17 protein-coding genes are annotated in these 17,698 nt (G+C 68.2%); 10 read left to right on the top strand and 7 right to left on the bottom strand.

Annotated features, from left to right (window positions below):
- Positions 1–30 precede the first annotated feature (30 nt).
- The 3 genes from J3476_RS13715 (at position 31) to J3476_RS13705 (ending at position 3,486) form a co-directional block, all read left to right on the top strand.
- On the top strand, positions 31–1,575 hold the full coding sequence (locus J3476_RS13715) for an arylsulfatase (RefSeq protein ID WP_207066996.1): 1,545 nt from the start codon (positions 31–33) through the stop codon (positions 1,573–1,575).
- A gap of 31 nt (positions 1,576–1,606) precedes the next feature.
- Positions 1,607–2,512 carry an HAD family phosphatase gene (locus J3476_RS13710; RefSeq protein ID WP_207066995.1) on the top strand — a complete coding sequence of 302 codons (906 nt, stop codon included), beginning with the start codon at positions 1,607–1,609 and terminating at the stop codon, positions 2,510–2,512.
- 86 nt (positions 2,513–2,598) lie between these two features.
- Entirely contained in the window at positions 2,599–3,486 is an 888-nt protein-coding gene (locus J3476_RS13705; protein ID WP_207066994.1) for a formylglycine-generating enzyme family protein, read from the top strand.
- A gap of 19 nt (positions 3,487–3,505) precedes the next feature.
- On the opposite strand, the gene J3476_RS13700 is transcribed toward J3476_RS13705, so the two are convergent.
- Positions 3,506–3,970 (bottom strand): SRPBCC family protein, encoded by a 465-nt coding sequence (locus J3476_RS13700; RefSeq protein ID WP_207066993.1) that lies wholly within the window; start codon positions 3,968–3,970, stop codon positions 3,506–3,508.
- Positions 3,971–4,088: 118 nt separating this feature from the next.
- Between J3476_RS13700 and J3476_RS13695 the strand changes: the two genes are divergently transcribed.
- From J3476_RS13695 to J3476_RS13685, 3 genes are read left to right on the top strand one after another with little or no spacing between them, the layout of a single operon-like run.
- Entirely contained in the window at positions 4,089–4,862 is a 774-nt protein-coding gene (locus J3476_RS13695; protein WP_207066992.1) for an SDR family NAD(P)-dependent oxidoreductase, read from the top strand.
- Positions 4,859–5,698, top strand: a complete 840-nt coding sequence (locus tag J3476_RS13690; protein WP_207066991.1) for an SDR family oxidoreductase — start codon at positions 4,859–4,861, stop codon at positions 5,696–5,698. The genes J3476_RS13695 and J3476_RS13690 overlap by 4 nt, the downstream gene beginning before the upstream one ends.
- 30 nt (positions 5,699–5,728) lie before the next feature.
- Complete coding sequence (locus J3476_RS13685; RefSeq protein WP_207066990.1) at positions 5,729–6,979, top strand: AI-2E family transporter; 1,251 nt, start codon at positions 5,729–5,731, stop codon at positions 6,977–6,979.
- Here the strand turns inward: J3476_RS13685 and J3476_RS13680 are convergent.
- Together J3476_RS13680 and J3476_RS13675 are read right to left on the bottom strand one after the other, a co-directional pair.
- On the bottom strand, positions 6,960–7,757 hold the full coding sequence (locus J3476_RS13680; protein ID WP_207066989.1) for a dienelactone hydrolase family protein: 798 nt from the start codon (positions 7,755–7,757) through the stop codon (positions 6,960–6,962). The genes J3476_RS13685 and J3476_RS13680 overlap by 20 nt on opposite strands.
- 22 nt (positions 7,758–7,779) lie before the next feature.
- Positions 7,780–8,514, bottom strand: a complete 735-nt coding sequence (locus J3476_RS13675; protein WP_207066988.1) for a DUF4245 domain-containing protein — start codon at positions 8,512–8,514, stop codon at positions 7,780–7,782.
- 54 nt (positions 8,515–8,568) lie between these two features.
- On the opposite strand from J3476_RS13675, the gene glpX reads away from it, so the two are divergent.
- The 4 genes from glpX (at position 8,569) to J3476_RS13655 (ending at position 13,020) form a co-directional block, all read left to right on the top strand.
- Positions 8,569–9,600 (top strand): class II fructose-bisphosphatase, encoded by a 1,032-nt coding sequence (gene glpX / locus J3476_RS13670; RefSeq protein ID WP_207066987.1) that lies wholly within the window; start codon positions 8,569–8,571, stop codon positions 9,598–9,600.
- 82 nt (positions 9,601–9,682) lie between these two features.
- Entirely contained in the window at positions 9,683–11,092 is a 1,410-nt protein-coding gene (locus tag J3476_RS13665; RefSeq protein WP_207066986.1) for a class II fumarate hydratase, read from the top strand.
- A 221-nt stretch (positions 11,093–11,313) separates the two neighbouring features.
- Positions 11,314–11,490, top strand: a complete 177-nt coding sequence (locus J3476_RS13660; protein ID WP_207066985.1) for a hypothetical protein — start codon at positions 11,314–11,316, stop codon at positions 11,488–11,490.
- 216 nt (positions 11,491–11,706) lie between these two features.
- Positions 11,707–13,020: an Nramp family divalent metal transporter gene (locus J3476_RS13655; RefSeq protein WP_207066984.1), complete on the top strand. Its 1,314-nt coding sequence runs from the start codon at positions 11,707–11,709 to the stop codon at positions 13,018–13,020.
- A gap of 5 nt (positions 13,021–13,025) precedes the next feature.
- On the opposite strand, the gene J3476_RS13650 is transcribed toward J3476_RS13655, so the two are convergent.
- The 4 genes from J3476_RS13650 to J3476_RS13635 all read right to left on the bottom strand — a co-directional run bounded on the left by J3476_RS13650 (position 13,026) and on the right by J3476_RS13635 (position 17,678).
- The gene (locus J3476_RS13650) at positions 13,026–13,694 is read right to left on the bottom strand and encodes a polysaccharide deacetylase family protein (RefSeq protein WP_207067020.1); all 669 of its coding nucleotides are present in this window, start codon (positions 13,692–13,694) and stop codon (positions 13,026–13,028) included.
- A 104-nt stretch (positions 13,695–13,798) separates the two neighbouring features.
- A complete protein-coding gene (locus J3476_RS13645) occupies positions 13,799–15,097 on the bottom strand; it encodes a PhoH family protein (protein WP_207066983.1) in 1,299 nt (432 codons plus the stop codon).
- Between the two features lie 223 nt (positions 15,098–15,320).
- Positions 15,321–16,148 carry an acyl-ACP desaturase gene (locus J3476_RS13640; protein ID WP_207066982.1) on the bottom strand — a complete coding sequence of 276 codons (828 nt, stop codon included), beginning with the start codon at positions 16,146–16,148 and terminating at the stop codon, positions 15,321–15,323.
- A 63-nt stretch (positions 16,149–16,211) separates the two neighbouring features.
- Positions 16,212–17,678, bottom strand: a complete 1,467-nt coding sequence (locus tag J3476_RS13635) for a glycine hydroxymethyltransferase (RefSeq protein WP_152518328.1) — start codon at positions 17,676–17,678, stop codon at positions 16,212–16,214.
- Positions 17,679–17,698 lie beyond the last annotated feature (20 nt).

Raw genomic sequence — 17,698 nt, 5'->3', positions numbered from 1 at the left:
AGACACCGAGGCCGGAAGCGAGGCACACTCATGCCGAACGGGAAACCCAACATCCTGGTGATCTGGGGCGACGACATCGGGATCACCAACCTCAGCTGCTACAGCGACGGGCTGATGGGCTATCGCACCCCCAACATCGACCGCATCGCCGCCGAGGGCATGCGGTTCACCGACTCGTACGGCGAACAGAGCTGCACGGCCGGCCGCTCGTCGTTCATCACCGGCCAGAGCGTGTACCGCACCGGTCTGTCCAAGGTCGGGATGCCGGGCGTCGACATGGGCCTGTCCCCGGAGGACCCCACCATCGCCACGCTGCTCAAGCCGCTGGGCTATGCCACCGGCCAGTTCGGCAAGAACCATCTCGGGGATCTGAACAAGTATCTGCCCACCGCGCACGGTTTCGACGAGTTCTTCGGCAACCTGTATCACCTCAACGCCGAGGAGGAACCGGAGCACCCGGACTACCCGACCGAGGAGGAAGCGCCGCGGCTGCGAAAAGCCCTCCTCCCCCGTGGCGTCATCAAGTCGTGGGCAACCGACGAGGCGTCCGACGAGGTCGACGAGCGCTTCGGCCCGCTGGGCAAACAGCGCGTCGAGGACACCGGACCGCTGACCAAGAAGCGGATGGAGACCGTCGACGACGAGACCACCTCCGCGGCCATCGACTTCATGAAGCGTCAGCACGAGGCCGACACCCCGTTCTTCGTCTGGATGAACACCACCCACATGCATTTCCGGACGCACACCAAACCGGAGAGCCTGGGTCAGGCGGGCCGCTGGCAGTCGCCGTACCACGACACGATGGTCGACCACGACAAGCACGTCGGCCTGCTGCTGGACTGCCTCGACGAACTCGGCATCGCCGAGGACACCATCGTCGTGTACTCCACCGACAACGGCCCGCACGCCAACACCTGGCCCGACGGGGCGACCACGCCGTTCCGCAGTGAGAAGAACACCGGATGGGAGGGCGCGTTCCGGGTGCCGGAGATGATCCGCTGGCCCGGCAAGATCCCGGCCGGAGTGGTGTCCAACGAGATCGTCCAGCACCATGACTGGCTGCCGACCTTCCTGGCCGCCGCCGGCGAGTCCTCGATCGTGGAGAAACTCAAGCAGGGGCACACGATCGACGACAAGACCTACCACGTGCACATCGACGGGTACGACCTGTTGCCGTATCTGACCGGCGAGGTGGACAAGAGCCCGCGCCGCGGCCTGATCTACTTCTCCGACGACTGCGACGTGCTCGGCATCCGGCTGGACAACTGGAAGGTCGTGTTCATGGAGCAGCGTTGCCAGGGCACGCTGCAGATCTGGTTCGAGCCGTTCACCGAGCTGCGGGCGCCCAAGATCTTCAACCTGCGCACCGACCCGTTCGAGCACGCCGATGTCACGTCGAACACGTACTGGGACTGGTTCCTCGACCACGACTACATCGCGTTCATGGCCAATGCCCTGGTGCTGGAATTCCTGGAAACCTTCAAGGAGTTCCCGCCGCGCAAGGAACCGGCGTCGTTCACGATCACCAACGCCGTCGAGAAGCTCAACAACTACCTCGAGACCATCGGCGGCTGACAACTCGGCGAGCGAAGCGACGGGAGGTAGCGTGGCGGGACTCGAGTCCTGGCACGACTGTGCGGCGAAGGCGGCGATCGTCGACTTCGTCGGTCGTGCCGTGCGCGACGTCGCACCGCAGGAGCGCGTCGCGGTGTTCGACAACGACGGAACGCTGTGGTGTGAGAAGCCGGCCTACATCCAGCTGGACTTCCTGGTCCGCCGGCTGGCCGAACAGGTCGCGGCGGACCCGTCACTGACCGACAACCCGGCCTACCGCGCGGCCGCCTCGGGCGATCTCGCGTGGTTCGGCGATGCGGTCACCCAGCACTACAACGGTGATGACTCGGCGTTGAAAGTGCTTGCCGGCGCGGTGTTGTCGGCCTATGCCGGTCTCACCGTCGAAGAGCACGCCGAACGGGTCACTGCGTTCTTCGCCGACGCGACACACCCGACGCTCGGGGTTCCCTACACCGCATGCGGTTACCGTCCGATGGTGGAGTTGCTGCGGTATCTCGAGGACCACGGGTTCACCAATTACATCGCCTCCGGCGGCGGCCGCGACTTCATGCGCCCGATCACCACGCCGATGTACGGCGTTCCGCCCGAGCGGGTGATCGGAAGTTCGGTCGGGCTCGACTTCGTCGACGGCCACCTGAAAACCACCTCGACCCCGGAGTTCCTCAACGACGGACCGGTCAAGGCGGTGCGCATCTGGGGCCGGGTGGGACGGCGGCCGATCTTCGCGGCCGGCAACTCCAACGGTGACATCGCGATGATGGAATACGCGACCGCCGCGCCGCACCCCTCGCTGGCGCTGCTGGTGCGTCACGACGACGGCGAGCGCGAGTTCGATTATGTTGCCGGGGCGGAGAAGTCGCTGCAGCTCGCCGAAGCGAACGGCTGGACCGTCGCGAGCATGCGCAACGACTGGACAACCGTGTTCGATGGGGCGTGAGCACGTGACGTCGATGCCAAACCTCGTCGAGACTGTGTCAGCGGTGGCCGCTACTCGCACTTTCCCGCCGCCAGCGCGGTCTCGACGTGTCTGACGAGTTGCTGTGGGTGCCGACGCAGACCGCGATGCTGGGATCCGACCACCACTACCCGGAGGAGGCGCCGGCGCGCGAGGTCACCGTCGACGGCTTCGCGATCATGGCACACCAGGTGACCAACGCCGAGTTCGCCGAATTCGTCACGTCCACCGGCTATCTCACCGTGGCCGAGCGGCCGCTCGACCCTGCCGACTATCCGGGCGCGCCGCCGGAGAACCTGTACCCGGGCTCGATGGTGTTCCGTCGCACGACGGGACCGGTCGACCTGAGGCATCTCAGCCAGTGGTGGACCTGGACGCCCGGCGCGTGCTGGAACCACCCCCGGGGCCCGCGGTCCGGGCTGCGTAACCGCGACGACCATCCCGTCGTGCACGTCGCGTTCGAGGATGCGCAAGCTTATGCAGACTGGGCCGGGCTGGCGTTGCCCACCGAGGCCGAATGGGAGGTCGCGGCCCGGGGCGGTCTGCCGCATGCGACCTACACGTGGGGCGATGAGCCGGAGAAGCCCGGGCAGCGACTGGCCAACTACTGGCACGGCGAGTTCCCCTACCTTCCCGACACCGGGTACGGCCAGACGGCGCCCGTGGGCAGCTTCCCGCCCAACGGGTACGGCCTGTCCGACATGGCCGGCAACGTGTGGGAGTGGACCACCGACTGGTACGGACCGGCCCGCGACGACCAGCCCTGCTGCGCCGAAGACACCTACGACCCCGACCAGCCGGTCCAGGTCGCCCGCCGCGTCATCAAAGGCGGCTCGTTCCTCTGCGCGGACAGCTACTGCATGCGGTACCGGCCGGCCGCCCGCCGCCCGCAGCAGGTCGACACCGGGATGAGCCACCTCGGCTTTCGGTGTGTCAAACGCAGCGCGACCAGCTGAGCGCCGCGATTGTGTCGCCTCAAGCGGTTTCGGCGGTCTTCTTGATCGCGGCGAGCGTGACCGGCATCCCTTCGCGCGCGGCGTCGCTGCGCTTGGCGATCTCGGCCTCGGCTGTGACGCCGAAAGCTTGGCGGAACCCGTCGACGCCCTTGGGCAGAAACTCCCACCACTGGGTCAGCTCGGTGCCCTCGCCTGCCGGTTCCAGGGTGAAGCCCCAATACACCCAGCCGTCGTTGACCTCCCAGGCGAACTTGCGGCCGGGCTCGGCGGCGACCACCTGGCTGCGCGTCTCCCAGGTGCGACCTGCGTCCTCGTTACGGCCGGTGAACCAGGCACCCACCTGAGGGCCGGCGCCCTCGTCCCACCAGCAGGCGCGACAGACGGGACTGAACTCACCCATCCTCGTCACGTCGGACACCAGTGCGTAGAGCTCGTCAGGCGGCACGGCCACCGTGATCGACTCCGATCTGTTCAGTTCGGTCACGCCCCCGAGTGTGCCAGTGCCGGTCTGCCGGCGCCGGAATCGGTCCCCCCTCTTGCGCATTGCCCGCCCGGATGTGAAGTTGGAACACGTTCTACTTCACTGTCGAAAGGCCGACCGGATGAGCAACAGTGGCGAGCGTCTGGCGGTGGTCGTCGGCGGGGCCTCCGGCATCGGATGGGCGAGCGCCCGTGCGCTGGCAGCGCACGGGTGCCGGGTGGTGATAGCCGATGTGAACGGCGATGCCGCGCGTGAGCGTGCCGCCGAGCTCGGCGGCCCTCACTCCGCCGCAGCGGTCGACGTCACCGACGAGACCTCGGTGCAGAGCCTGTTCGATGGTCACGGCACCCTCGACATCGCCGTCAACTGCGCGGGTTTCAGCAACGTCGGTCTCATCACCGACATGCCCGCCGAGGAGTTCCGCGCCGTCATCGACGTCTGTCTCAACGGCGCGTTCATCGTGTCCAAACACGCCGGCCGGCACCTGCGCGAAGGTGGCTCGCTGATCCACATCAGCTCGCTCAACGGCAGGCAGCCGGCCGCCGGGATGAGCGCCTACTGCGCCGCGAAGGCCGGTCTGTCGATGCTGACCCAGGTCGCGGCCCTCGAGATGGGACCGCGCGGCATCCGGGTCAACGCCGTGGCGCCGGGCTTCGTGCACACCCCGCTCACCGCGGCTGCCGCAGCGGTCCCGGGCGTCGTCGAGGACTACGTCGGCAACACCGCGCTCGGACGGGCGGGCACACCTGAGGACATCGCCGAGGCGGTGCTCTATCTGTGCGCTCCTGGATCGTCGTGGCTGACCGGCGAGGTACTCGACATCAACGGCGGCGCCCATCTCAAGCGCTATCCCGACGTGATGGGCCACGTCATGAAACTGATGGAACAGGCGTGAGCGTCGCCGGCAAGCAGGCGTTGGTCACCGGCGCCGGATCCGGTATCGGCGCCGCGCTGTGCCGCGCACTCGACGGCGCCGGCGCGCACGTGGTGTGCACCGACATCGACGAACACGCCGCCGCGGCCACCGCGGCCGAGTTGAGTGCGCACGCCCGGGCGGCCCGGCTGGACGTCACCGACGCCACCGCGGTGCAAGCTGCCGTCGACGACGTGGTGGCCCGCGCGGGTCGATTGGACCTGATGTTCAACAACGCCGGGATCGTCTGGGGCGGCGACACCGAACGGCTCACCCTCGACCAGTGGAACGCCATCATCGATGTCAACCTGCGCGGTGTCGTGCACGGCGTCGCGGCGGCCTACCCGCAGATGCTGCGCCAGGGCCACGGCCACATCGTCAACACCGCCTCGATGGCCGGTCTGAGCGCCGCCGGCCAGATCACCAGTTATGTGGCGACCAAACACGCGGTCGTCGGGTTGTCGCTGGCGCTGCGGACGGAAGCGGTACCCCGCGGGGTCGGCGTCACGGTCGTCTGCCCCGCCGCCGTCGAGACGCCGATCCTCGACAAAGGCGCCGTCGGCGGTTTCGTCGGTCGCGACTACTTCCTGCAGAACCAGGGCGGCAGGGCCTACGACGCCGACCGCCTGGCCCGCGACACCTTGCGCGCGATCGAGCGCAACAAGGCGATCCTCGTCAAACCGGCTGTCGCACACGCGCAATGGCTGTTCGCACGGCTGACGCCGACGCTGATGAACCGTTTGGCCATGCGGTTTGTCACCGGACAGCGGTCCCGCCAGACGCTCGGAGAGGCGTCCGGGCGCCCCGGCTCGGGTTAAGGTTGCGCTCGGCGGCCGACGGGAGGGCGCATGCGCGACGAATTGACGCTTACCCAGAAGCGTGCGCTGGTGGTGATGACGGTCATCGCGCTCGGCTTCGGGGCCTACTTTCTGCGGTCCTACGTCCTGCTGATCGCCATCGCGGCCGTGCTGGCCTACCTGTTCAACCCGCTGTACAGCCGGCTGCGGTCGAGGATGAACGTCGGTCTCTCCGCGACGGTGACGCTGCTGACGGCGATCCTGATTGTCGCGATACCGCTGACCGGTGTCGGCATCCTCGCCTTCATGCAGATCAGCCAGATGGTCGACTCGATCAGCCGGTGGGTTTCGGAAACGGATTTCACCGCACTGGCTCAGCGGCTGCTCGACTCGGCCAACGAGGTGCTGGCCCGCATCCCGTTCCTGGACGTCACGCTGACCCAGGACTCGGTGCGCGACGCGATGGCGACGCTGGGGCAGAACGGCGGCGAGTACGCGCTGAGTTTCCTGCAGGAGTCCGTCGGCAGCATCGCGTCGCTGGTGACCTCGGCGGTCATCTTCCTGTACGTGTTCGTGGCCCTGCTGACCAAGGGTGACCGCGTCCTCGATCTGTTCCGCGACCTCAACCCGTTGGGTGACAACATCTCCGACATCTATCTCGCCAAGATCGGCGCGATGGTCTCGGCGTCGGTCAAGGGGCAGTTCATCATCGCGGTCTGCCAGGGTGTGGCCGGCGCAGTGTCGATCTACCTGGGCGGCATCCACGACGCGTTCTTCATGTTCGTCATCTTCTTGACCGCACTGGCATTCATCCCGCTCGGCAGCGGAATCCTCGCCATCCCACTGGGCATCGGAATGGCCTTGTTCGGCAACGTGTTCGGTGGCGTCTTCGTGGTGGTGTTCCATCTCGTCGTCACCACCAACATCGACAACGTGCTGCGCCCGCTGCTGGTGCCCAAGAGCGCCCACCTGCATCCGGCGCTGATGCTGCTCGCGGTGTTCGCCGGGCTGTCGATGTTCGGGTTCTGGGGCATCGTGCTGGGCCCGGTGCTGATGATCGTCATCGTCACGACGGTCAGCGTGTACCTGGTGGTCTACCGCGGCGCACCGGCCGAGTCGATCACCGGCACCCAGGCCGACGCCGGCGACGACGACGAGGCCCGTTCGGTGCCGTGGTGGCGCCGGATGCTGCCCGGAAAGCCGCGCACCCCGGCCGAACCCCAGCCCGAACGCGAGTCCGAGTCCACGTCCGAACCCACTGCCGAGCCCGGTCCCCAGGCCGCTACGTCAACCGAGAAGTGAGGAACTCCACGACGCGTTTGCGCGCCTCATAGGCCGGGTGGCCGTCGACCTCACGGACCTGGTCGGTCAGCACGGAGTGGGCCATGCGCCCGATACCGTCCGGGTTGCCTTTTCCGGAATCAATCTCGATGACCTCGAACGCGTCACCGAGCCGGCTCTTCAGCGTGGTGAACCGGTCACGCGGGGACATCGCGTCTTCGCTGAACCGCAGACCCATCACGCACAGCCCCTCGGACGCGGCGCGCTGCTCGACGACCTTCAGTTCGGCGTCGGACACACCCGCGTCACGTCGCTGTTTCGGGGTCAGCGGCAGCGGCAGCGACGGCTGGCTCATCACCGGGGCGAGCACGCTGTCGTCGACGGCGGCGGCCAGCGCGAAACCCCCGGTGAAACACTGCCCGATCACGCCGACGCCCTTGCCGGGGGTCCGGTCGTTCAGGTCGCGGGCCAGCGCGCGCAGGTAGTGCGCGATCGGCCGGTCGGCGTTGGTGGCGAACGCGGCGAACTCCTTGGCGACGCACCCCTTCAGCAGCGTGGGCACCGCCTTCGGCGACAGCGCCGGCGCTCCGGGGGTGCCGAACAGCGACGGCGCCGCGACGGTGAAGCCGTTGTCCACCAGGTGGTTCCCCAGCGCCAGCACCCCGGGATGCAGGCCCGGCATCTCCGGGATCAACACCACACCGGGTCCCTCGCCCTTGCGGTACACGTCGTAGGTCAGCCCGTTGGCGGTGAACGGGGCCGCCGTCCAGCCGCTCAGATCCGATTCAGGGGCCGTCATGGCATCTCCGTTCGCCGGCTGGTCACTGCGTCGCGGTCAATGGTGGCTGGGATTGCGTCGCCGCGGCAAGGGTCCGGAATTCCTCGGCGCTGCCGGCGCCGGTTATCGCAAGCTGCGCCGGCCCGGTCGGCCCGGGCACCCGCGCGGTCCACACCGGCTCGGCCGGTCGGCCACCGTCGCGCTCCCCACCCTGGTAGACCACCCAGGTGACGCCGTCGACGTCCTGCACCCCGGTGGGCACCAGCTCGGAACCGAACGTGGCCACCAGGGCGTCCTCGTCGGCGTTGCTCTGGGTCAGGCTGAGGTACATGCCGCTGGGCGCCAGGTAACCCACCCTGGAGGCGACCGCGCGAACCTGCTGGCCGGTCGCCGGGTCGGTGCGGCCGGCCTCGATGCCCTCGCGACTGCCCGAGTTGGCCTGCCAGCCCTCGGGCAGCTGGGGCAGGCGGATGGGGACGTCGAGCGCACGGGCGTCGGCCTGCAGTGCCGCGCGGGCGTCATAGTCGGGGGCGGGGCCCGCGCCGGGGCCGGACGGGGCGAACGAGCACATGCCGAGCAGGCCGGCGAGCACCACGCAGGCCAGCACCAGCGGCGCCATCGACCAGAACATGTCCCGGCCGTCCTGCAGCAATCGGGGCTTCTGCGGGCGCGGGCCCGGAAGGGCATATCCGGCTTCGGCACCGGCGGAACCTGCGGGTTCGGTCTGTCCGCCGGGCTCCCCGCCGACCTGCGGTCCCGGCTCGGGCGGCGTCGTCATGTTCCCCAGTATCCCAGCTCCCTGACCCGAACCCACTAATGGGACAATCTGGCCATGACAACGCCCTCGCGCCGGGAGGCCCCGGACCGCAACCTCGCTCTCGAACTCGTGCGGGTCACCGAGGCCGGAGCCATGGCCGCCGGCCGATGGGTCGGCCGCGGTGACAAGGAAGGCGGCGACGGGGCCGCCGTCGATGCCATGCGCGAACTGGTCAACTCGGTGTCGATGCGCGGCGTCGTGGTGATCGGCGAGGGCGAGAAGGACAACGCGCCGATGCTCTACAACGGCGAGGAGGTCGGCAACGGGGACGGCCCGGAGTGCGACTTCGCCGTCGACCCGATCGACGGCACCACGCTGATGAGCAAGGGCATGCCCAACGCGATCTCGGTGCTCGCCGTGGCCGAGCGCGGCGCGATGTTCGACCCGTCGGCGGTGTTCTACATGAACAAGATCGCCGCCGGACCCGACGTCGCCGACTTCATCGACATCACCTCGCCGATCGCGGCCAACATCCAGCGCATCGCCAAGGTGCGCAAGGCCTCGGTCTCCGACATCACGGTGTGCATCCTGGATCGCCCGCGTCACGAGCAACTCATCGCCGACGTGCGTGCGGCCGGCGCCCGCATCCGGCTGATCTCCGACGGCGACGTCGCCGGGGCGATCGCGGCGTGCCGGCCGGATTCGGGAACCGACATGCTCGCCGGCGTCGGCGGCACCCCCGAGGGCATCATCACCGCCGCGGCGATCCGCTGCATGGGCGGGGAGATCCAAGCGACCCTGGCGCCCAAGGACGACGAGGAGCGCCAGCAGGCGATCGATCGCGGCCACGATCTGAGCCGGGTACTGACCACGACGGACCTGGTGGCCGGCGAGAACGTGTTCTTCTGCGCCACCGGCGTCACCGACGGTGACCTGCTCAAGGGGGTGCGCTTCTTCGGCGGTGGTTGTACGACGCAGTCGATCGTGATGCGATCGAAGTCGGGCACGGTCCGGATGGTCGAGGCCTACCACCGCCTCTCGAAGCTCAACGAATATTCTGCAGTCAACTTCACCGGCGACATCTCCGCCGCCTACCCCCTGCCCTAGACCCCTCAGCTCTGGACCCTTCAGCTCTGGACCCCTGAGACCGACCCAGTCACCGACCCCCACCGAGACGAACAGGGAGCACATGACCGACAAGGACGTCGAGTACCGGATCGAGCACGACACGATGGGCGAGGTGCGGGTGCCCAAGAACGCGTTGTGGCGCGCGCAGACCCAGCGGGCGGTGGAGAACTTCCCGATCTCGTTCCGGCCCTTGGAGCGCACGCAGATCCGCGCCCTGGGGCTGCTCAAAGGGGCATGCGCGCAGGTGAACAAGGACCTCGGCCTGCTCGACGCGGAGAAGGCCGACGCCATCATCGCCGCCGCCGCCGAGATCGCCGACGGCCAGCATGACGACCAGTTCCCGATCGATGTGTTCCAGACCGGCTCGGGCACCAGTTCGAACATGAACACCAACGAGGTCATCGCCTCGATCTGCGCGGCGAACGGGGTCACCGTGCACCCCAACGACCACGTGAACATGTCGCAGAGCTCCAACGACACCTTCCCGACGGCGACGCACATCGCAGCCACCGAAGCCGCTGTGCGTCACCTGATTCCGGCGCTGGAGACGCTGCACGAGTCGCTGACCTCCAAGGCCGGGCAGTGGCACACCGCGGTGAAGTCCGGGCGCACCCACCTGATGGACGCGGTGCCGGTGACGCTGGGCCAGGAGTTCGGCGGGTACGCCCGCCAGATCCAGGCCGGCATCGAGCGAGTCAAGGCCACCCTGCCCCGGCTCGGCGAGCTGGCCATCGGCGGCACGGCGGTGGGTACCGGTCTCAACGCGCCCGACGGCTTCGGCGAGAAGGTCGTGGAGGTGCTCAAAGACCAGACCGGCATCGCCGAACTGCGCACCGCGGTGGACTCTTTCGAGGCCCAGGCGGCGCGCGACGGCTTGGTGGAGGCGTCCGGCGCGCTGAAGACGATCGCGGTGTCGCTGACCAAGATCGCCAACGACATCCGCTGGATGGGCTCGGGTCCGCTGACCGGCCTGGGCGAACTGCAGCTGCCCGACCTGCAGCCCGGCAGCTCGATCATGCCCGGGAAGGTCAACCCCGTCATCCCCGAGGCCGTCACGCAGGTCGCCGCCCAGGTGATCGGCAACGACGCCGCGGTGACCGTAGGTGGCCTGTCAGGCGCTTTCGAGCTCAATGTCTACATCCCGATGATGGCGCGCAACGTGCTCGAGTCGTTCACCCTGCTGTCCAACGTCTCGAAGCTGTTCGCCGCCAAGTGCATCGACGGGCTGGTGGCCAATGACCAGCGGCTGCGCGAACTGGCCGAGTCCTCCCCCTCGATCGTCACGCCGCTGAACTCGGCGATCGGCTACGAGGAGGCCGCCAAGGTCGCCAAGGAGGCGCTGAAGGACCGCAAGACGATCCGTCAGGCGGTCATCGACCGGGGCCTGATCGGCGACAAGCTCTCCGAGGAGGAGCTCGACAAACGTCTCGACGTGCTGGCGATGGCGAAGGTGAAAGACGACCACCGCTGACGCGGATCGCCCTCGCCAAATCGCGCAAAACGGCTGACGGATCGCCGGGACCGCAACAGAATTAGGGAAACACCCGATTCGACGTGGGGTCCTTGCGGCCTAGCGTCGAGTGGTCCCGAATCGCTCGAGGAGGCTCGGTGCCCGCTCCGCACGACATTGCTGCCACAACGTCCACATCCGCCGCAACAGCCGCTTCTGGCACAGCGGCGACTTCTGGCGCATTGGTCACCACTGCGACCAGCCAGCCCGCGCTGCGCACGGGGTTCGTGATGCTGGGGCTGGCTTCGCTGCTCGACCTGTCCAAGGGCAGACACGGAGCAGGCGCCGACCGGGTGCTGGCGATGTCAGGGGCCGCGGCGGCGGGCTGGTATCTGGTCGAGTCTCGCCGGCGCCACTGACCGTTGCGCGCCATTGACCGTTCCGCGCCACTGACCGGTGTCATTGACCGTTTCGCGTCACTGACCGTTCCGCGCCAGTGACGGTTCGGTGTCACTGACCGTTCGGTGTCACTGACCGTTCGGGGTCGCGGTCGGGGTCCGGTCTGAGCGTCCTGACCCGGACGACTGGCCCCAGCCGCTACTTTGGTGCGATACCAGAGGGCGGGGGGCAGATCCATGGGTGGTGACCAACCGGTGCACGTCGCTACCGACGACGCACAGGTGCGACCGAGGTGGCGGTTCGTCGGCCCTGGGCTGGTGGTCGCCGCCACCGGTGTGGGGGCCGCCGACCTGGTGGCGACGTTGGTCGCCGGCGCCCGCTACGGCTACGCGCTGCTGTGGGTCGCGGTCCTGGGGGCGATCCTCAAGGTGATCCTCGTCGAGGCGGCCGGCCGCTACTCGCTGGCGACCGAGCGCAGCATCTTCGAGGGCTGGCGCAGCCTGGGCCGCTGGACCACCTGGTATTTCGCGCCGTACATCGTCATCTGGGGGTTCGTCTACGGCGCCACCGCGATGTCGTCGTCGGCGCTGCCGATCATCACGCTGTTCCCCGGTCTGGAGTTGCGTTGGGTCGCGATGATCTCGGGCCTCATCGGTCTGGCGATGGTGTGGTTCGGCAGCTACCTGGCCTTCGAGAAGGTCATCGCGGTGCTGGTCGGCGTCATGTTCGTCACCGTCGTCGGCGCGGCGATCGTCGCGGTGCCCAACGTCGGTCAGATCCTGCTGGGGCTGCGCCCGATCCTTCCGGAGGGTTCGGTGCTCTACGCGCTGGCGCTCGCCGGCGGCGTGGGCGGCACGATCACGCTCGCCGCCTACGGCTACTGGCTGCGGGAAAAAGGCTGGTATGCACCACGATTCATGAAGGTGATGCGCATCGACAACGGCGTGGCCTACCTGGTCACCGGCATCTTCGTGGTCGCGATGCTCATCGTGGGGGCCGAGTTGTTGTACTCGGCCAACGTCGCGGTCGCCACCGGCGACCGCGGCCTGCTGGACCTGGCCAACGTCCTCGACGACCGCTACGGCGACTGGTTCGGCAAGGTGTTCCTGCTGGGCTTCTGGTCGGCGTCGTTCTCGTCGCTCATCGGGGTCTGGAGCGGGGTGAGCCTGCTGTTCGCCGACTTCGTCGGCAATTTGCGGGGACTGCCGTCGGGCCACCCCGACACCCGCACGGGCGGAAAGCTGTTCAAGTCCTACCTGCTGTGGCTCACGTTCCCGCCGATGGTGCTGCTGTTCCTCGACGAGCCGCAGGCGCTGGTGATCACCTACGGCGTTCTCGGCGCGCTGTTCATGCCGTTTCTCGCCATCACCTTGCTGGTGCTGTTGAACAAGCGCCGCGACGGTGCGCTGCCGCACACCGAGGTGCCGGCCCGCTGGCGCAACGGCTGGCTGTCGAACTCGCTGCTGGCCTTGTGCGCGCTGCTGTTTGTGGCGCTGTCGATCAACGAGCTCGTCAACCGGGTGAAACCGTTGCTTCCCGGCGCAGGCTGACTGCGCTAGCCCGCGGTGTCGACGAGTTCGTCGGCCGGCGGGCCGTTGTCCCGGCCCCCGTAGAGGCTGCCCGGCGGGCGCGGACCGAGCATCTCGGTGACCGTCACCAGGTGGTAGCCGTTCGCCTCGAGAACCGGGAGGAATTCGGCTACCACGTCGACCGTGGTGGCGAACGTGTCGTGCAGCAGTACCACCGAGTTGGGCCTGATCTGACGCAGCAGGACTTCGCGGGTGGCTGAGACATCGGCGTCGTTGATCCAGTCGAACGGCACGACGTCCCAATTGATCACGGCCAGCCCCTGCCGTTTCGCCTCGGCGAGCACCGCGTCGTCGGTGGTGCCGCCGCCGGTGCGGGCCAGCGTGGGCCGCTGCCCCGTGGTCGCCTCGATGGCGTCGCTGGTGCCCGCGAATTGCGCGGCGATCTCCTGCGGCGGCAACGTCGTCATGTCGGGGTGCGACCAGGTGTGGTTGCCGATCTCCATCCCCGCCCCGGCGATCCGCGCCGCCGCGGCCGGATCGGCGGCCACCTTGTCCCCGATCAGGAAGAACGTCGCCCGAGCGTGGTGCTCGCCAAGGATCTGCAGCAACCGGTCGGTGTAGGGGCCCGGCCCGTCGTCGAACGTCAGCGCCACACACTTGACCGCCGCACAGTCGACGGGCTGGGCCGCCGCCATCGGGGCCGGCGCGACCGCCGCCGCGAGCGCCACGGCGAGCAACCCTCTGCGAATCCGGCGCGCCCAGGCACCCACGGTGTCGCGTTTCGCGCCGGATTCGCCGCTCAGGGCAGCCCGATCTCCTCGAGCATCTCCGTCACCAGCGCCGCGATCGGCGAACGCTCGCTGCGCAGCAGCGTGATGTGCGCGAACAGTGGGTGCCCCTTGAGCTTCTCGATCACCGCGGCCACCCCGTCGTGCCGGCCCACGCGCAGGTTGTCGCGCTGCGCCACGTCGTGGGTCAGCACCACGCGCGAACCGGTCCCCAGCCGCGACAACACCGTCAGCAGCACGTTGCGCTCCAGCGACTGCGCTTCGTCGACGATGACGAACGAGTCGTGCAGCGAACGACCGCGGATGTGGGTCAGCGGCAATACCTCGAGCATCCCGCGGGACAGGACCTCCTCCAGCACCGCCGGGCTGGCCAGACCTTCCAGGGTGTCGAACACGGCTTGGGCCCATGGCCCCATCTTGTCGCTCTCACTGCCGGGCAGGTAGCCCAGGTCCTGCCCGCCGACGGCGTACAGCGGGCGGAAGACGACGACCTTGCGTTGAGTGCGCCGTTCCAGCACCGCCTCGAGACCGGCGCACAAGGCCAGCGCCGACTTGCCGGTGCCGGCCTTGCCGCCCAGCGACACGATGCCCACGGATTCGTCCAGCAGCAGATCGAGCGCGACCCGCTGCTCGGCGGAACGCCCGCGCAGGCCGAAGGCTTCGCGGTCACCGCGGACCACCTGCACGCGCTTGTCGGCGTTGACACGCCCCAGAGCGTGAGAGTTGGTGCCCAACAACCGGACTCCGGTGTGGCAAGGCAGATCGCGGGCGGCTTCGAGGTCGACGTCGCCGTCGGCGAACAACCCGTCGATGTCCTCGCTGGCGACGTCCAGTTCGGCCATACCGGTCCACCCGGAGGTGACGACGTCCTGAGCGTGGTACTCGTCAGCCGCCAGACCCACCGCGCCGGCCTTGACGCGCAGCGGAATGTCCTTGCTCACCAACGTGACCCGCTTACCCTCGGCCGCCAGGTTGGCCGCACAGGTCAGGATGCGCGAGTCGTTGGTCTCGTTGCGGAAGCCGGCAGGCAACACCGAGGGGTCACTGTGGTTGAGCTCGACGTGCAGGGTGCCGCCGTCGTCCCCCACCGGGATCGGCTGGTCGAGACGGCCGTGCTCGAGGCGCAGGTCGTCGAACAGCCGCAGCGCCTGCCGGGCGAACCAGCCCAGTTCGTGATGGTGCCGCTTGGCCTCGAGCTCGCTGATCACGACGAGCGGAACCACCACCTCGTGTTCGGCGAACCGCATGATTGCCCAGGGATCGGACAGCAGCACAGAGGTATCGAGCACATAGGTCCGGCGATCAGTCACGGAACGCTCCTGGGGCATCCATGTTCATGTGACCCCACACGAACTCATCCGGTGGACACACAGCGGCCTCAGGACCGGGGCCGGTCCCTTGTCGTGTCGAAGTCGTGTCGAAACGATGTGGACCGCCCGGACAGCAGAGCATTTCGCTAGCCATCGGAACCGACGCTACTCCCGGTGCGTCACCCGCGCCCGACAGGCGCGCCGAGACGAAACGGCGTGCGCGTTACGAGCTGATGAACTGTGCCAGACGCGGTTCGTCGGCCAGTCCCCACGCAGCGATCCGGTCGGCGATGACGCGGGCCAGCGCCGCCTTGTCGAAGATGCCGGCCTCGGCGACGACCTCGATCTTGTCGCGGTAGGCATCGATGTCTCCGCCCACGACGTCCAACGCCGCGGCGCGCGCCGCGATGGCATCGATCGTCTCGTCCCGGCTGTAGGTCAGGCAGTGTGCGACCAGGTTGGCGAAGAACTCCTCGTGACGTTCCTCGTCCTTGGCGATCCGCCCGACCAGCCCCGCCAGCACCGGTTCGGAGAGCTGCGCCTGCAGGTTGCGGCAGAACACCGCGTGGGCGCGCTCGTAGTAGGCCATGAAGACCAGAGTCTCGATCTGGCTGTAGGAGTCCGCGCGGTAGCCCTTCATCACGTGCTCCACGCGCACGTCCTCGTTGGCGGCCGGATCGACCTCGCGGGTCACCACCAGGTAGTTGCGCAACGCGATGGCGTGGAGGTGCTCCTCGGCGGTCCAGCGCCCCAGCCAGCGGCCCCACTTGTCCTCGAGGATGAAGTGCTCGACGAGTTCGCGGTGGTAGCCGGCGAGGTTGTCCTTGGTGATGAGCAGGATCTCGAGGGCGTCGGTGACGTGCTTGGGCAGCGTGACCTGGGACGGGTCCCAGTCCTTGCCGTCGAGGAACGCGAAGTTCTCGCCCTTGTCGAAGGGCACGTAGTCATGGGCGTACCAGATGTCCTCGGTGTCGAGGTGCCGCCGCAACTCCTGCAGAACGACAGGCTCGAGTTCCAGGGTCAACGCGTTAGCGACAGGTTTCTGTGCCATGCAGTTACAGTAACCCAATTCTGTGGGAATCGTAAAATTCCCGCAGTCGTGTCGCGGCGCGCCTCAGAGGGTCAGGCCGGGGTACAGCGGGTTGGCGTCGAGCAGCTCGGCCGCCGCGGCGCGCACCCGATCGGCCGTGCCCTCGCCCAGGATGTACTTCGCCTTGGACGGGCCGTTGGGCCCCGCCGCCGGCTGGGTGTTGCTCAGCACCTCGACGACGAGCTCGGCGACCCGATCGAACTCGTCAGCGCCGAACCCGCGGGTGGTCAGCGCGGGCGAGCCGAACCGGATGCCGCTGGTGTACCAGGCGCCGTTGGGGTCGGCCGGGATGGCGTTGCGGTTGGTGACGATGCCCGAATCCAGCAGCGCCGACTCGGCCTGCCTTCCGGTGAGACCGAACGATGTGACGTCCAGCAGCACGATGTGGTTGTCGGTGCCGCCGGTGACCAGGCCGGCGTCCCGCTTGACGAACCCGTCGGCGAGAGCCTGTGCGTTGTCGGCGACGGCCTGGGCGTACTGCCGGAAGGCCGGTTGGCGGGCTTCGGCCAGCGCGACGGCCTTGGCGGCCATCACGTGCGACAGCGGGCCGCCGAGCACCATCGGGCAGCCCTTGTCGACCGCCGGTGCGTACTCCTCGGTGGCCAGCACCAGACCGCCCCGCGGGCCGCGCAGCGACTTGTGCGTCGTCGTCGTCACGACGTGGGCGTGCGGCACCGGATCCTCGTCGCCGGTGAACACCTTGCCCGCGACCAGACCGGCGAAATGCGCCATGTCGACCATGAAGGTGGCACCCACCTCGTCGGCGATCTCACGCATCTTGGCGAAGTTGACCCGTCGGGGGTAGGCCGAGTAACCCGCGACCAGCACCAGCGGCTTGAATTCGCGCACTGCCGCGGCGACCGCGTCGTAGTCGATGAACCCCGTGGTGGGGTCCGTTCCGTACTGGCGCTGATGGAACATCTTGCCCGAGATGTTCGGGCGGAATCCGTGGGTCAGATGTCCGCCGGTGTCCAGCGACATCCCCATCAGCCGCTGGTTGCCCATCGAGTTGCGCAGCGTCTCCCAGTCCGCTTCGGACAGATCGTTGACGTGCTTGGCGCCCATCTCGGCCAGGCCCGGAGCCTCGATCCGGGTCGCCAGGATCGCCCAGTAGGCGACCAGGTTGGCGTCGATGCCCGAGTGTGGCTGCACGTAGGCGTACGGGGCGCCGAACAGCTCGCGGGCATGCTCGGCGGCCAGCGCTTCGACGGTATCGACGTTCTGGCAGGCCGCATAGAAGCGGTGACCGATGGTGCCCTCGGCGTACTTGTCCGAGAACCAGGTCCCCATCGTCAGCAGCACGGCCGGTGAGGCGTAGTTCTCGCTGGCGATCAGCTTCAGTGAGTCGCGTTGGTCGGCAAGCTCTTTGCGGGTCGCGTCGGCGATACGCGGTTCCACGCTCTCGATGACCTGCAGCGCAGCCCGGTAGGCCTCGCTCGCGGTGGCGGCGTACTCGGCACCCAGACCGGCGGTGATGGACTCAGCACTCATGCCCTCGAGCCTAGTCGGGG

This window comes from Mycobacterium sp. PO1 (assembly GCF_017312405.1).
GTDB lineage: Bacteria > Actinomycetota > Actinomycetes > Mycobacteriales > Mycobacteriaceae > Mycobacterium.
This window is presented reverse-complemented; position numbering and strand designations above follow the sequence as displayed.